Consider the following 14538-nt stretch of genomic DNA (forward strand, 5'->3'; position numbering starts at 1 on the left):
GGCGGCTCCCTGGATATCCCGGATACACGCCGATTATCGCATCGCCCGTGCGGCACGTCGCTGCTAGGCTTTGCTCCCGGTTGCCGCCATTCCACCACCTCATGCCGAGCCCGTCCGCTTCGCCGTCCCCCGCGCGCCTGTCGGCCTGCATCATCGCCTTCAACGAAGCCGACCGGATCGGCGACTGCCTGGCCTCGCTGGCATTCTGCGACGAGATCGTGGTGGTGGACTCATTTTCCAGCGATGCCACGGTGGCCATCGCCGAAGCGGCCGGCGCGCGCGTGCTGCAGCGCACCTTCGATGGCTTCCGCAGCCAGAAGGCGTTCTGCGTGGCGCAGGCCAGCCACGACTGGGTCCTGTGTCTGGACGCGGACGAACGCATCGACGCCACGCTCCGCGCGGCCATCGAGGCCGAACGCCGTGCCGGTTTCGCGCGCGGCAACGGCTACCGCTTCGCACGCTGCTCGGAATACTTCGGCCGCTTCCTGCGCCACGGCACCGCCTACCCCGACCGCGTGCTGCGGCTGTTCGACCGCCGCCACGGCGGCTGGCACGGCGACCGCGAGATACACGAGGCGGTGACGGTGGATGGCCCGGTCGCCCTGCTCCCGGGCGACCTGCTGCACCATCCCTACCGCAGCTTCCTGCAATTGCTGGACAAGAAGCAGAAATACGCGAGGATGATGGCCGAATACGAGTTCAGCCGCGGCAAGCGCGCCAGCCTGGGCAAGCTGGTCGCGGCGCCCGCCTGGCGCTTCTTCCGCAGCTACGTATTCAAGCGCGGCTTCCTGGACGGCTGGCCGGGACTGATCGAAGCCTTCGTCAGCGCCAACTACGTGCGGCAGAAAACCATCATGCTGTGGTTGCTGCAGAACGGGCAGCCCCTGGCCGACCCGCCGCGCACTCAGTCCTGAGCCTGCGCCCGGCGGCCTCGACCAGCGACAGGCCGCACAACACCCCCACCAGCGTGGCGTACGTGGCCGTGGTGATCTGGTGGGCGAACATCGACTGGGTCAGGCCGCACAGCGCATAGGCGACCACCAGCATCACCCCGGCCGCGGCCGGGCCACGGAAGCCGTCCTCGCCGCTGCGCCGGTGCAGGCGGACGAACAGCCACAACGGCAGGCCATACACCGCCAGCAGCAACAGCAGGCCGGGGATGCCCTGGGTGGACGCCCACTCGGCGACATCATTGTGGGCATGCCCCAGATGGCAGCGTGATTCGCTTCCGCTCACCCGCCGCATGCAATCGGGCAGGCGCTGCATGGCCTTGTCGAAATGGCCAATGCCGATCCCGGTCCACGGCCGTTCGCGGAAGGTATCCCAGGCCACGTTCAGCAGTTCCAGGCGGGCACCGGCCGAGGAATTCATGTCTCCCCGTTCCAGCCGCTGGACATCGCTGTGCAGCTCGTCCAGCCGGGTCTGCTCGCGCAGCCCGGGTACCGCCAGCAACAGCACGGCGGCGGCCAGCACCAGGCCCGACAGCATCGCCAGGCGGACGTGCCCCCGACCCCAGCGCAACGAGAACACCAGCGCCAGCAGCAACGCCAGCATCGCCGGCCATGCGCCACGGCTGCCGCTGAGCAGGATCACGCAGCCTCCTGCGGCCATGCCGGCCACGATCCAGCCCCAACGGCCGGGCGTACGGCAGAACACCAGCAGGACCATCAGCACCAGCGAGACGTCGGCCAGCACGATGGCATTGGTCCACGCCTCGGCACGCGCCTGGCCACCGACCACCTGGGCCACCGCTATCGCCAGTGTGGCGAACAACCCTGCCCACGCTCCCCACCACAAGGCCTGCCTGGATGGTCGCAACGCACATACCCACAGCGCCGCCCACGGCATGACCAGGAAGCGGGAGACCTTGTCCACCTCGCGCACGGAGCGGTCACTGCCCCAGGCCGACACCATGCCCAGCGCCACGACCACCACCGCCAACCCCAGCAGCAGGCGCACGACGGGTTTCACCGGCAGGCGGGCATGCCACAGGTAGTCGATCCCGAACAGGCTGGTGACCACCAGCAGCAGGCCGAACGGCAGCAGGTTCGCGGGCAGGCTGAGCACGAGGGCCGGCAACAGGAACAGCGCCGATGTCGCGATCAGGTGCAGCAGCCGCCAACGCCGGCCGGGGGCGTCGGGAACAATGGGCGGTGGCGGGAGCAGACTCATTGGTACGCATTGACTCCTGCGCGGTGAACCGTCCCTCACGGCGGGCCGTCCTTTCCCCGGCATCAAGGCCGAAATGATAGCGGGCATGCGGACAGGAGCCTGACCGCCAACCCACCGCCGAACACCATGAAAACCACCTGCAGCGCGGCAGGCTCAGTGCCGCTTCAACAACCTCGCCTGGAAGAACCCGTCGCCATCCTGCTCGCCGGGGAGCCGCTGCCGGCTTCCCGCGTCATCATGGCCGAAGGCTTCCGGCAGGGCGTCGATGCGCGCATCCGGCGTCCGCGCGAGGAACGCCGCCACCTGCTGCTGGTTCTCGCGGCGCAGGATCGAGCAGGTCGAATACAGCAGCACGCCACCCGGGCGCAGCACCTGCCACAGCGCATCCAGCAGGCGTGCCTGCAGCGCCACCAGCGCATCGATGTCCGCGGCGCGGCGGTGCAGCAGCACGTCGGGCTGGCGGCGGACGATGCCGGTGGCCGAGCACGGCGCGTCCAGCAGCACCGCGTCGAACGGTTCGCCATCCCACCATGCGGCGGTATCGGCGGCGTCGGCGGCCTGCACCCGGGCATGGGCGCCCACGCCGGTGCGCGCGAAGGTTTCGCCGATGCGCTGCAGGCGCCGCGCATCCACGTCCAGCGCCAGCAGGCGCAGCGTCGGGTCGCGTTCGAGCAGGTGCGCCGACTTGCCGCCGGGCGCCGCGCAGGCATCCAGCACGTGCGCGCCAGCCGCCGGCGCCAGCGCGTCGGCCACCTGCTGCGCGGACAGGTCCTGCACCGACACCGCGCCCTGCGCGAAGCCCGGCAGGCCGTTCACCGCCACCGGCACCTGCAGCCGGATGGCGTCGGCGGCCAGCGGCGAAGCCTCGGCGGCGATGTCCGCTTCGCGCAGCAACTGCAGATAGGCATCGCGCGAATACCGCTGGCGGTTGACCCGCAGCCACAGCGGCGCCGGCTGCAGGCTGGCGGCAAGGACGTCGTCGGCCTGCTGCGGCCAGTCCTGTCGCACCTGCCGCAGCAGCCACTGCGGCCACGCGTCCTCGGCGCGTGCGGGGGGAAAGCCTTCGCGCTGGGCACGGCGCAGTACCGCGTTGACCAGCCCGGCCTGCCGCTCGCGGCCCAGCGCGCGCGCTGCCTCGACCGTGGCCGACAACGCCGCATGCGCCGGCAGCGCCAGCGCGTCGAGCTGGGCAAAGCCGGCCAGCAGCAGGCCCATCAGGTCGGCATCGCGCGACCCCAGCGGCTTCTGCAACCAGCGCTGCAGCGCCTGCTCGTAGACGTTGCGGCGGCGCAGGGCGGCGAAGCAGATGGCTTCGAGCAGCGCACGGTCGCGGCTGTCGGCCAGTTTCGGCAGGGTAGCCGCGAGTTCGGCCTTCAGCGAACGCCCACGACCGACGACCGCGGCCAGCACCTTCGCCGCCAGCATCCGCGTCTGCACGCCGGGCACGCGGGCGGCGCCGCCATCCCGGGGGCCGGTTGCTGTTCCCGCCATGCGCTCAGCTCCCGGCCTGCAGGTCGCGGCGTGCGTTGAGGTAGTCGGCGGCGGTGATCGCCTTGCCGCCCTCGCGCTGCACCACGCGCAGGCGTAGCGCGCCCTGCCCGCAGGCGATGTCGATGCCGTCGCGCGAAGCACCGAGCACCGTGCCCGGCGCCTTGCCGCGGTTGTCGTCGAGGGCCACCGCGCCGTGGATGCGCACGCGCTCGCCGGCCAGCATGGCTTCGGCCACCGGCCACGGGTTGAAGGCGCGCACCTTGCGCGCCAGTGCGGTGGCATCCTGCGCCCAGTCCAGCTTGGCCTCGGCCTTGTCCAGCTTGTGCGCGTAGGTGACCCCTTCGGCCGGCTGCGGGTGCGCCACCGGCTTCAACCCGGCGCGCAGCAGGCCCAGACCGTCGGACAGCACCTGCGCGCCCAGCGCCGCGAGGCGGTCATGCAGCAGCCCGCCAGTATCGGTATCGGCAATCGGCGTGCGCTGGCTCAGCAGCACCGGGCCGGTATCGAGGCCGGCCTCCATCTGCATCAGGCAGACGCCGGTTTCGGCATCGCCGGCTTCGATCGCGCGCTGGATCGGCGCCGCGCCGCGCCAGCGCGGCAGCAGCGAGGCATGCACGTTCCAGCAGCCGTGGGTGGGAATGGCCAACACCGCCTTCGGCAGGATCAGGCCATAGGCCACCACCACCATCAGGTCCGGTTGCAAATCGCGCAGTTGCTGCTGCGCCTCGGGCGTCTTCAATGTTTCCGGCTGGAACACCGGGATGCCGCGGGCGATCGCGTCGAGCTTGACCGGCGAGGGCATCAGCCCGCGGCCACGGCCGGCCGGGCGGTCGGGCTGGGTGTAGACGGCCACCACCTCGTGCTGGCGGGCGGCCGCGCCCAACGAGGCAACGGCGAATTCCGGCGTACCGGCGAAGACGATTTTCATGGTGATGGATCGGGGAATGGGGGAACAGGGAACGGGGAATGAAAGTGCACGTGGGCCGCCACGGTACGGCGCGGACGCCCCCGGTCGCGCGCAACCAATGGCTATGGGGAACCGCAGCGGCCGACCGGGCTCAGGGAAACATCATTCCCTGTTCCCCGATTCCCCGTTCCCGGCGGTCAGGCCACGTGCTTGCGCTGCTTGGCCAGCTTCTTGCGCACCATCTCGCGCTTGAGCGGGGACAGGTAGTCGATGAACAGCTTGCCGTCCAGGTGGTCCATCTCGTGCTGGATGCAGGTGGCCAGCAGGCCATCGGCCGCCAGTTCCTGCTCGGTGCCCGTGCGGTCGAGGAAGCGCACGACGATGGCATCGGCGCGGGTCACGTCGGCGAAGATGCCGGGCACCGACAGGCAACCCTCCTGGTAGACGCGGCCGCCTTCGCTGGCGTTGACGATGCGCGGGTTGATGAACACCTGCGGCGCATCGTGCTCCTCGCTGACGTCGATGACCATGAAGCGCTTGTGCACGTCCACCTGGCTGGCGGCCAGGCCGATGCCCGGCGCGTCGTACATGGTCTGGAACATGTCGTCGAGCAGTTGCTGGAAGGCCGGGGTGGTCACCTCGGCGGCATCGACCGGCGCGGCCTTGGTACGCAGGCGCGGGTCGGGGAATTCGAGAATGGGCAAAAGGGCCATGAAGGGCTACCGATATGGGGGTTGTGCCGTGCAATTCGGCAGGACGTCCCAATTCTAGCGCCTGCGCTTGCCCGGCGCCCCGGGTTCTGCACTATAGTGCGCGAACCTGTTGGGGAATCAGGCAGATCGCAATCATGCTGAAACAACTCCGTACGGTCGCCGCCGTCGCGTTGCTGACCGTCACGACCTATGCCGTGGCGGTGGAAGCCAATGGCACCCATCCCGAGACCTACGTGGTCAAGAAGGGTGACACGCTGTGGGACATCGCCGCCCGTTTCCTGAAGAAGCCGTGGCTTTGGCCGGAAATATGGCAGGCCAACCCGCAGGTCCAGAACCCGCACCTGATCTATCCGGGCGACGTCCTGAGCCTGGCCTACCTCGATCGGGTGACGCCGCAGGGGCAGGTCGAGCCGGGCCCGCGCCAGGACGCACCGATCAATGCGGTGCCGCTGTCGGCGGTTGAACCGTTCCTGAAGAACCTGAACATCGTCGACAGCTTCAAGGAGCTGCCCTACGTGGTCAGCCTGGAAGACAGCCGCCTGCGCGCCAGCGCCGGCCAGCAGGCCTACGTGCGTGGGTTGCCCGACACCCAGCCCGGCCAGCGCTACATGGTGGTGCGCCCGACCGTGCGCTACGGCCAGCCCAAGCCCAGCGACGACCTCGACGCCCGCGGCGACGCCACCCGGTTCAGCGGCAACCTGTGGAAGAGCTACGTCGCCAGCAGCGACCGCAGCGAACTGCTCGGCTACGAACTGGCCCAGGTCAACCTCGGCAGCGTGACCCACGTGGCCGCGGGCGAGGCCGGGGTCGCCACCCTGCTGCTGGAGGACAGCGGCCGCGAGGTGCGCGCCGGCGACCGGCTGGTGCCGGTGCAGGCCCAGCCCTACGACCTGCAGTTCATCCCGCACGCGCCGAACACCACGCTTGCCGACGGCGACATCCGCGTGCTGGCGGTGACCGACACCTTCACCTCCGGCGGCCCTCGCGACGTCATCGCCATCTCCGCCGGCGCCCGCGACGGCATCGACAACGGCACCGTGTTCTCCATCTGGCGCAGCGGCCGCCACGTCAACGACCAGGTCGCCGGCATGGCCAGCTCGCGCGCCGACGACGCCCTCAAGCATGGCGCCGGCCGCGTGGCGATGCCGGACGAATACGCTGCCCACGCGATGGTGTTCCGCACCTTCGACAAGGTCAGCTACGCGCTGGTGATGGAAGGCACCAAGCCGGCCCGCGTTGGTTACAAGCTCAAGCATCCCGACGCGCAGTAAGGCGTCGCGGCAAAACCCCACGCAGCATCACGACGGCGCCCCAGGGCGCCGTCGTCGTATCCACGCCAGCATCGGCCGATGGCTTCCCTCGTCCCCGGCGACACCGATGCATTGCTGGTGCTGGCCCTGTCCGGCGGCCCGCTGCGGCCGTTGCGCACGTTGCTCGACCAATGCGGCGACGCCACCCATGCCCTTTCGGCTACTGCCACCGCATGGCGCGAAGCCGGCTGCACGCCCGGCCAATGCCGCGCCCTCGCCACGCCCGACGCCGCCGCGCTGGAACGGGCGCAATGCTGGCTGCAGCACCCGCGCCACCACCTGCTGGGCTGGCACGATCCCGACTATCCCCCCCTGTTGCGCGACAGCCCCAATCCGCCACCGGCGCTGTTCGTCGATGGCGACCCGACCCGCCTGTGGCGGCCGGCGGTTGCGGTGGTCGGCAGCCGCAACCCCAGCGCCGGTGGCCGCGACAACGCGCGCGAATTCGCCGCCGCGCTGGCCGCCGCCGGCATCACCATCGGCAGCGGTCTGGCCGCCGGCGTGGACGCCATCGCCCACCAGACCGCCCTGACCGGCGACGGCGGCACCTTCGCGGTGATCGGCACCGGCCCGGACATCGCCTACCCACGCCACCACCGGCCGCTGCAGGAGCAGGTGGCCGCCAACGGTGCGGTGGTCAGCGAATACCCGCCGGGCACGCCACCGCGCAGCGGCCAGTTCCCCGCGCGCAACCGGCTGCTGGCCGCGTTGACGCTGGGCACGCTGGTGATCGAGGCCGCCGAGCGGTCCGGCGCGCTGATCACCGCCCGGCTCGCCGCCGAGGCCGGGCGCGAGGTGTTCGCCGTGCCCGGCTCCATCCACAACCCGATGGCACGCGGCTGCCACCGCCTGATCCGCGATGGTGCAACGCTGGTGACAGGCACCGGGGACGTTCTCGACGACGTGGCCAACCTGGCCGGGGAACTGGCCGGCGCCTTGCAAAAGCGGTTGCACGCCCCCATCCAAAGCGACCCGGAAGCACCGCTTCCGGCCCCACCCCCACCGGACCCGGACTACCAGCGCTTGTGGCAAGCGCTGGGTCACGACCCAACCGGTATGGATTCATTGATCGAACGCACCGGATTGACGGCCGCCAGCCTGTCCTCCATGCTGCTGGTCATGGAACTGGAAGGTAAGGTATCGGCCGCCCACGGCCGCTATACCCGTATCTGAGGTTCTTCACCTCCACAGCGCCGTTGGCGCAGGCCGAGGGCAATGAAAGAGAGCATCCTGGACGTCCTGCTGTACCTGTTCGAACACTATTTCAGCGAGGATGCCGACCCGGTCCGCGACCGCGATTCCCTGCAGACCGGGCTGATCCAGGCCGGCTTCAGCCCGACCGAGATCAACAAGGCCTTCGACTGGCTCGACGCCCTGGCCGAACAACGCCCGGCCGTGGCCCGGCCACATGTCGCCGGGCCGGTGCGCATCTTCCACGGCGCCGAGCTGGACAAGCTGGACGTGGAATGCCGCGGCTTCCTGCTGTTCCTCGAACAGCAGGGCATCCTCGACGCCGACCAGCGTGAGCTGGTGCTGGACCGGGCGATGGCGCTGGACCAGGACGAGCTGGACCTGGACGACCTGAAGTGGGTGGTCTTGATGGTGCTGTTCAACCAGCCCGGCGCGGAAGCCGCCTACGCCTGGATGGAAACCCAGATGTTCGTCGACGAACCCGAACCCCTGCACTGAAACAACCTGAAGCCCCTCTCTCACCGGGAGAGGGGTTGGGGTGAGGGTGCGGGCGAAGCCTCGCAGCACCCAACTCCTTGAGGCTTCGCTCGTACCCTCATCCGCCCCTTCGGGGCACCTTCTCCCGAAGGGAGAAGGGAAAACCCGGCACTGACACCAAAGGAATCCCCCGTGAGCCAGTGGTTTTACGCCGACGACAACCGCGAACGCCGCGGCCCGCTGCCTGCCGAAAACATCGTCGAACTGTTCCGTTCCGACCGCATCGTCGGCGATACCCTGGTCTGGCGCGAAGGTGCCGGCGACTGGCAGCCGCTGCGCAACTTCGCCGCCGAGCTGGGGCTGGACGAGGCCACGCCGTCTTCCGCCGGCCCCGCCGCGCCGCCATTGCCGCCGCCGGTGCAGCACCTGCCCCCGGCCGCCCCGGTCATATCCACGCCCCCTGCCAAACCGGGCCTGTCCGGCTGCGCCATCGTCGGCATCGTCGTCGCGGTGATCGGCGTGGTGCTGGTCGCCATCGCCGGCATCCTCGCGGCCATCGCGGTGCCGGCCTATGCCGAGTACGTGCAGCGCTCGAAAACCGCCATCGCCTACGGCCAGCTGTTGCCGTTGCAGGCCGAAGTGGCGGCCTTCGCGCAGGCCCACGGCCGCTGCCCGGTCAATGGCGACGACGGCTTCGGCGAACCGGAAGCGCTGGCCGCCGGCGAGGTGGCCTCGGTGCGCGTCGGCCGTTTCGGGAACGGGCATTGCGGCATCGAGGCGCGCCTGCACGTCCCCGGCCGCGACGCGCTCGATGGCAAGGCGATCTGGCTCGACTACGATAGCGACACCGGCACGTGGCAATGCAGCTCCGACGTGGCAGACAAGTTCCTGCCCACGGGTTGCCGCGGCTGATGCCGGGCACAAATCAATTCTTTCCGGGGAAAACCAAGAGATGAGCGAGTGGTACTACGCCGATGCCCGGCGCGAGCGGCACGGCCCGGTGGACGCGGGCGTCATCCGCGACAAGTTCCGAAGCGGGGAACTGGACCTGTCCACGCTGGTCTGGTGCGAGGGCATGATGGAATGGAAGCCGCTTTCGGCGATGGCCGACGAGCTGCAGTTGCTGGTGCAGGCCAATACCGGCATCGACCTGCGCGCGGACTACACCGCCATCGAGAACGGTACCGCCACCTACACTCCCTATGCCGCGTCGGCGGCCACGCTGGAGGAACGGAGTTCGGCGGTACAGGGCGGGGAAATCGTCCACGCCGGGCTGTGGCGGCGCTTTGCCGCCTCGTGCATCGACAGCATCGTCACCGCCGTGGCCTCGTATGCGCTGCTGATCCCGCTGTTCCTGGTGTTCGGCCTGAGCATGAGCGCGCTGGCGCAGTCCGAGCTGGCCGGCGCCGGCGTGTCGATCGGCTTCATGGTGACCCAGTACTCCATCAGTATCCTGGTGCCGGCGCTGTATTTCGGCTGGATGCAGTCGTCCAGCAGCATGGCCAGCCTCGGCAAGATGGCGGTGGGCATCAAGGTGGTGCGCGGCAACGGCGAGCGCCTGAGCTTCTGGCGCAGCTTCCTGCGCTACATCGCCCTGATCCTGTTTACCCTGGTCACCTGCGGCCTGGGCATGTTCATCGCCGGCCTGATGGTGGCCTTCACCGAGCGCAAGCAGGGCGTGCACGACATGATCTGCGACACCCTGGTGGTGGACCGGTGGGCCTTCACCAATCACCCGGAATGGCAGCAGCGCGGGCTGGGCACGGTGACCATCGTGGTGCTGTCGATCTTCGGCCTGCTGATGCTGGTCGGCATCATCGGCATCGTGGCCCTGTTCGGCATCCTCGCCAGCCACGGCCGCTGAGGCGCCGGCCGCGGGTGCTTGACAGCGCCCACCCCGGCATGATTCCTCTAGAAAAGGAAGAAAGCTGAACGCCCGGGCACCTGCCCGGGCGTCGGCATATCCATCACGGCCGAATCGGCTTCACTAACGGGCGCGTTTGCGCCACCCTAGCGCCCCACCGGGGCACCCCCGCCCCAAGAAAGCAACGACATGCCCAAGCACCTGCTCATCGTCGAATCGCCGGCCAAGGCCAAGACGATCAACAAATACCTCGGCAAGGACTTCACCGTCCTGGCCTCGTATGGGCATGTGCGCGACCTGGTGCCGAAGGAAGGCGCGGTCGATCCCGACCACGGCTTCGCGATGCGCTACGACCTGATCGAGAAGAACGAGAAGCACGTCGAGGCCATCGCCAAGGCGGCCAAGGGTGCCGACGACATCTTCCTGGCGACCGACCCGGACCGCGAAGGCGAGGCGATCAGCTGGCACATCGCCGAGATCCTGAAGGAACGCGGGCTGCTGAAGGACAAGCCGATGCAGCGGGTGGTGTTCACCGAGATCACCCCGCGCGCGATCAAGGAAGCGATGAACCAGCCGCGTGCCATCGCCGCCGACCTCGTCGACGCGCAGCAGGCGCGCCGCGCGCTGGACTATCTGGTCGGCTTCAACCTGTCGCCGGTACTGTGGCGCAAGGTGCAGCGCGGCCTGTCCGCCGGCCGCGTGCAGAGCCCGGCGCTGCGCATGATCGTCGAGCGCGAGGAAGAGATCGAGGCGTTCAAGGCACGCGAATACTGGTCGATCGAGGCCGCCTGCGCGCATCCGACGCAGCATTTCTCGGCCAAGCTGATCAAGCTTGACGGGCAGAAGTTCGAGCAGTTCACCATCACCGACGGCGACACCGCCGAGGCCGCGCGGCTGCGCATCCAGCAGGCCGCGCAGGGCCGGCTGCACGTCACCGACGTGGCCAGCAAGGAGCGCAAGCGCCGCCCGGCGCCGCCGTTCACCACCTCCACCCTGCAGCAGGAAGCCTCGCGCAAGCTCGGCTTCACTACCCGCAAGACCATGCAGGTGGCGCAGAAGCTGTACGAGGGCGTGGCCATCGGCGACGAGGGCACGGTCGGCCTGATCTCGTACATGCGTACCGACTCGGTGAACCTGTCGCAGGACGCGCTGATCGAGATCCGCGACGTGATCGCCCGCGACTACGGCACCGCCTCGCTGCCGGACAAGCCCAACACCTACACCACCAAGAGCAAGAACGCGCAGGAAGCGCACGAAGCGGTGCGCCCGACCTCGGCGCTGCGCACGCCGGCGCAGGTGGCGCAGTTCCTCAGCGACGACGAGCGCAAGCTGTACGAACTGATCTGGAAGCGCGCGGTGGCCTGCCAGATGATCCCGGCCACGCTCAACACCGTCAGCGTGGACCTGTCCGCCGGCAGCGAGCACGTGTTCCGCGCCAGCGGCACTACCGTGGTGGTGCCCGGCTTCCTGGCCGTCTACGAGGAAGGCAAGGACAACAAGAATGCGGAAGACGAGGACGAAGGCCGCAAGCTGCCGGCGATGAAGCCCGGCGACAACGTGCCGCTGGAGCGCATCGCCGCCGAGCAGCACTTCACCCAGCCGCCGCCGCGCTTCACTGAAGCGGCGCTGGTCAAGGCGCTGGAGGAATACGGCATCGGCCGCCCCTCCACCTACGCCTCGATCATCCAGACCCTGCTGTTCCGCAAGTACACCGAGATGGAGGGCCGCAGCTTCAAGCCCACCGACGTCGGCCGCGCGGTGAGCAAGTTCCTGTCCAGCCACTTCACCCGCTACGTCGACTACGACTTCACCGCCAGGCTCGAGGACGAGCTGGACGCAGTGTCGCGCGGCGAGGAGGAATGGGTGCCGCTGATGCAGCGGTTCTGGGGCCCGTTCAAGGAGCTGGTCAGCGACAAGAGCGAATCGCTGGACCGCACCGACGCCGGTAGCGCACGCGTGCTTGGCGTTGACCCGAAGAGCGGCAAGGAAGTCAGCGCGCGCATCGGCCGCTTCGGCCCGATGGTGCAGATCGGCACTGTCGAGGACGAGGAGAAACCCAAGTTCGCCTCGCTGCAGCCGGGCCAGAGCATCTATTCGATCTCGCTGGACGACGCGCTGAAGCTGTTCGACATGCCGCGCAAGCTCGGCGCCGACGCCAACGGCGAGGAAGTGAGCGTGGGCATCGGCCGCTTCGGCCCGTTCACCAAGCGCGGCAGCACCTATGCCTCGCTGAAGAAGGAGGACGACCCGTACAAGATCGACCTGGCACGCGCCATCTTCCTGATCGAGGAGAAGGAAGAGATCGCACGCAACCGCATCATCAAGGAGTTCGAGGGCTCGGACATCCAGGTGCTCAATGGCCGCTTCGGCCCGTACATCAGCGACGGCACCCTCAACGGCAAGATTCCCAAGGACCGCGAGCCCGCCTCGCTGACCCTGGCCGAAGTGCAGCAACTGATGGCCGAGACCGGCAAGCCGGCGCGCAAGGGCTTCGGCGCGAAGAAGGCGGCCGCCAAGAAGGCCGCGGTGAAGAAAGAAGCGGCACCGAAGAAGGCCGCTGCGAAAAAGGCGCCGGCGAAGAAAGTGGTGAAGAAGGCGGCCACCAAGACCGCGACGACCGCAACCAGGAAAGTCGCCGCGAAGAAGACCGTGGTGAAGAAGAAAGCAGCAGCGGCTGACGACGCGCCGCCGTTCTGAGGGCAGCCCACCGCCATGCCGGCGGGAGGATAATCGGTACTCCCGCAGCAGGCCGCCCACCGGGCGGCCTGTCCATTTGCGCTCCATCCACGCCTGCGCGTCCGCTCAGCGTGCGGAGATCCCACGGTACCGACCATGCTTGAATTCGATCCGCAGACCATTCTTCCCACCCTGCACGCCGGCGGCGTGATCGCCTACCCCACCGAGGCGGTCTGGGGACTGGGCTGCGACCCTGCCAACGAGGCAGCGGTGATGAAGCTGCTGGCACTCAAGCAACGTCCGGTCGAGAAAGGCATGATCCTGGTCGCCGCCGCCGTGGCGCAGTTGGACGGCTGGGTGCGGCTGGACGCACTGGCCGACGACCGCCATCAGGCCGTGCTCGACAGTTGGCCCGGCGCCAACACCTGGATCGTGCCAGCCGGTCCCCGAACCCCACGCTGGATCAGCGGCGCCCACGATGGCGTCGCCGTACGGGTCAGCGCGCATCCGCTGGTGCATGCCCTGTGCGAAGCCTGGGGCGGCCCGCTGGTCTCGACCAGCGCCAACCTTGCCGGCCAGCCTCCGGCACGCAGCCGCGAACAGCTCGACCCGGCCCTGCTCGCGCAACTGGACGGCCTGCTCGATGGCGCCACCGGCGGCCTGGCCCAGCCCACCCGCATCCGCATCGCCGCCACCGGGCAGACCCTGCGCGATTGACGCCTCCGTAGGAGCGCACCTTGGTGCGCGATGGGGATTTACCGAGGAAGCCCTTCGCGCACCAAGGTGCGCTCCTACCCGTTGCCCGCCAGATGCGGCACCATGGCCCCATGCATGCGCGCCTGCTCCTGCTCGGCTCCCTGATCCTGCCGCCCTCCGTGGCGCTGGCCGCCGAACCACCGCCTGCCAGCAACGTGCGCGTCTACCGCTGCGTGGCCAGCGATGGCACGGTGGCACTGCAATCCACGCCCTGCGACGACACCCACCGCCAGCAGGTGCTGGACATGCAGCGCCCGCAGGACCCACCGCCGCGACCGGCCACCCCGCCACAGCCACAACCGGCTCCCGCCGCAGCCACGAACGAACGCGAAGTCCGCATCGTCACCGTGCAGCCGCCACAGCCCATGTACGAATGCGTCGGCCCGGACGGCGAGCGCTACCTCAGCGACGATGGCATCGGCAACCCGCGCTGGGTGCCGCTGTGGGTCGGCGGCCATTACCCGCCGCCGCGCGGCAGCGGCGGCAGCGTTTCCGGCAACCTGAGCCTCGGTTCCGGGCAGCTGTCCATCCGTGGTGGTCAGCCGCCCGGCCACGGCCATCCGCATCCACGGCCCGGCCCCGTCGTGGCAGGCGGTACCTGGATACGCGACAGTTGCCACCCGCTGCCGCAGCAGGAAGTCTGCGACCGCCTGCGCGACCGCCGCTGGGAGCTGATACGCCGCTACAACAGCGCCCTGCAGAGCGAGCGGCAGGAACTGAAGCGCGAGCAACGCGGCATCGAGGCGCGACTGGGACGGGATTGCGACGCGGCTCCCTGACCTTGCGGGTCGCCGGCGATCGCTCCTTCGCCAAGGTGTTCTTCCAACCCATCGCCTCTCCGTCGGAAACTGGACTCCGGGCTGGAGGACCACCATGAGCCGAGCCCAGAAGAAGAGCCCCGCGTTTCAGCAACGCGGGGCTCCCCGATGAAACCGCTCAAGCCTCTTCCGAAGCGGGAGCCTGTACTACAAGGGTCCAACC

General features: G+C 69.1%; 13 protein-coding genes. 9 read left to right on the top strand and 4 right to left on the bottom strand.

What is annotated here, in order from left to right; translation table 11 throughout:
- Positions 1 to 101 precede the first annotated feature (101 nt).
- On the top strand, positions 102 to 914 hold the full coding sequence (locus MIC98_RS16700) for a glycosyltransferase family 2 protein (protein WP_239737938.1): 813 nt from the start codon (positions 102 to 104) through the stop codon (positions 912 to 914).
- Here the strand turns inward: MIC98_RS16700 and MIC98_RS16705 are convergent.
- From MIC98_RS16705 to def, 4 genes are all read right to left on the bottom strand, one after another.
- Positions 853 to 2172: an O-antigen ligase family protein gene (locus MIC98_RS16705; protein WP_239737939.1), complete on the bottom strand. Its 1320-nt coding sequence runs from the start codon at positions 2170 to 2172 to the stop codon at positions 853 to 855. The two genes, MIC98_RS16700 and MIC98_RS16705, sit on opposite strands and share 62 nt — an antisense overlap.
- A 153-nt stretch (positions 2173 to 2325) precedes the next feature.
- Entirely contained in the window at positions 2326 to 3663 is a 1338-nt protein-coding gene (gene rsmB, locus MIC98_RS16710; RefSeq protein ID WP_239737940.1) for a 16S rRNA (cytosine(967)-C(5))-methyltransferase RsmB, read from the bottom strand.
- A gap of 4 nt (positions 3664 to 3667) precedes the next feature.
- On the bottom strand, positions 3668 to 4591 hold the full coding sequence (gene fmt / locus MIC98_RS16715; protein ID WP_239737941.1) for a methionyl-tRNA formyltransferase: 924 nt from the start codon (positions 4589 to 4591) through the stop codon (positions 3668 to 3670).
- A 176-nt stretch (positions 4592 to 4767) separates the two neighbouring features.
- On the bottom strand, positions 4768 to 5283 hold the full coding sequence (gene def, locus MIC98_RS16720) for a peptide deformylase (RefSeq protein WP_239737942.1): 516 nt from the start codon (positions 5281 to 5283) through the stop codon (positions 4768 to 4770).
- Between the two features lie 134 nt (positions 5284 to 5417).
- On the opposite strand from def, the gene MIC98_RS16725 reads away from it, so the two are divergent.
- The 8 genes from MIC98_RS16725 to MIC98_RS16760 all read left to right on the top strand — a co-directional run bounded on the left by MIC98_RS16725 (position 5418) and on the right by MIC98_RS16760 (position 14336).
- Positions 5418 to 6554 carry a LysM peptidoglycan-binding domain-containing protein gene (locus tag MIC98_RS16725; RefSeq protein WP_239737943.1) on the top strand — a complete coding sequence of 379 codons (1137 nt, stop codon included), beginning with the start codon at positions 5418 to 5420 and terminating at the stop codon, positions 6552 to 6554.
- Between the two features lie 78 nt (positions 6555 to 6632).
- Positions 6633 to 7766, top strand: coding sequence for a DNA-processing protein DprA (dprA, locus tag MIC98_RS16730; protein WP_239737944.1), 1134 nt, complete (start codon positions 6633 to 6635; stop codon positions 7764 to 7766).
- Between the two features lie 42 nt (positions 7767 to 7808).
- Positions 7809 to 8282: a DUF494 family protein gene (locus MIC98_RS16735; RefSeq protein WP_239737945.1), complete on the top strand. Its 474-nt coding sequence runs from the start codon at positions 7809 to 7811 to the stop codon at positions 8280 to 8282.
- 171 nt (positions 8283 to 8453) lie between these two features.
- Positions 8454 to 9173, top strand: coding sequence for a pilin (locus MIC98_RS16740; protein WP_239737946.1), 720 nt, complete (start codon positions 8454 to 8456; stop codon positions 9171 to 9173).
- Between the two features lie 40 nt (positions 9174 to 9213).
- Positions 9214 to 10125: an RDD family protein gene (locus tag MIC98_RS16745; RefSeq protein ID WP_239737947.1), complete on the top strand. Its 912-nt coding sequence runs from the start codon at positions 9214 to 9216 to the stop codon at positions 10123 to 10125.
- Positions 10126 to 10314: 189 nt separating this feature from the next.
- Positions 10315 to 12822: a DNA topoisomerase I gene (locus MIC98_RS16750; protein WP_239737948.1), complete on the top strand. Its 2508-nt coding sequence runs from the start codon at positions 10315 to 10317 to the stop codon at positions 12820 to 12822.
- A 135-nt stretch (positions 12823 to 12957) separates the two neighbouring features.
- Positions 12958 to 13518 (top strand): Sua5/YciO/YrdC/YwlC family protein, encoded by a 561-nt coding sequence (locus MIC98_RS16755; RefSeq protein ID WP_239737949.1) that lies wholly within the window; start codon positions 12958 to 12960, stop codon positions 13516 to 13518.
- A gap of 110 nt (positions 13519 to 13628) precedes the next feature.
- Positions 13629 to 14336, top strand: a complete 708-nt coding sequence (locus MIC98_RS16760) for a DUF4124 domain-containing protein (protein WP_239737950.1) — start codon at positions 13629 to 13631, stop codon at positions 14334 to 14336.
- Positions 14337 to 14538: the final 202 nt, after the last annotated feature.

Origin of the sequence: Stenotrophomonas sp. NLF4-10, from assembly GCF_022359915.1 — a bacterium.
Lineage (GTDB): Bacteria > Pseudomonadota > Gammaproteobacteria > Xanthomonadales > Xanthomonadaceae > Stenotrophomonas > Stenotrophomonas daejeonensis.

What these genes read in the sequence shown, in the direction of transcription:
- MIC98_RS16750 (WP_239737948.1), top strand. Translation starts at nt 10,315, where the DNA reads ATGCCCAAGCACCTGCTCATCGTCGAATCGCCGGCCAAGGCCAAGACG.
- MIC98_RS16760 (WP_239737950.1), top strand. Translation starts at nt 13,629, where the DNA reads ATGCATGCGCGCCTGCTCCTGCTCGGCTCCCTGATCCTGCCGCCCTCC.
- MIC98_RS16705 (WP_239737939.1), bottom strand. Translation starts at nt 2,172, where the DNA reads ATGAGTCTGCTCCCGCCACCGCCCATTGTTCCCGACGCCCCCGGCCGG.
- fmt (WP_239737941.1), bottom strand. Translation starts at nt 4,591, where the DNA reads ATGAAAATCGTCTTCGCCGGTACGCCGGAATTCGCCGTTGCCTCGTTG.
- dprA (WP_239737944.1), top strand. Translation starts at nt 6,633, where the DNA reads ATGGCTTCCCTCGTCCCCGGCGACACCGATGCATTGCTGGTGCTGGCC.
- MIC98_RS16725 (WP_239737943.1), top strand. Translation starts at nt 5,418, where the DNA reads ATGCTGAAACAACTCCGTACGGTCGCCGCCGTCGCGTTGCTGACCGTC.
- MIC98_RS16700 (WP_239737938.1), top strand. Translation starts at nt 102, where the DNA reads ATGCCGAGCCCGTCCGCTTCGCCGTCCCCCGCGCGCCTGTCGGCCTGC.
- MIC98_RS16745 (WP_239737947.1), top strand. Translation starts at nt 9,214, where the DNA reads ATGAGCGAGTGGTACTACGCCGATGCCCGGCGCGAGCGGCACGGCCCG.
- rsmB (WP_239737940.1), bottom strand. Translation starts at nt 3,663, where the DNA reads ATGGCGGGAACAGCAACCGGCCCCCGGGATGGCGGCGCCGCCCGCGTG.
- MIC98_RS16755 (WP_239737949.1), top strand. Translation starts at nt 12,958, where the DNA reads ATGCTTGAATTCGATCCGCAGACCATTCTTCCCACCCTGCACGCCGGC.
- def (WP_239737942.1), bottom strand. Translation starts at nt 5,283, where the DNA reads ATGGCCCTTTTGCCCATTCTCGAATTCCCCGACCCGCGCCTGCGTACC.
- MIC98_RS16735 (WP_239737945.1), top strand. Translation starts at nt 7,809, where the DNA reads ATGAAAGAGAGCATCCTGGACGTCCTGCTGTACCTGTTCGAACACTAT.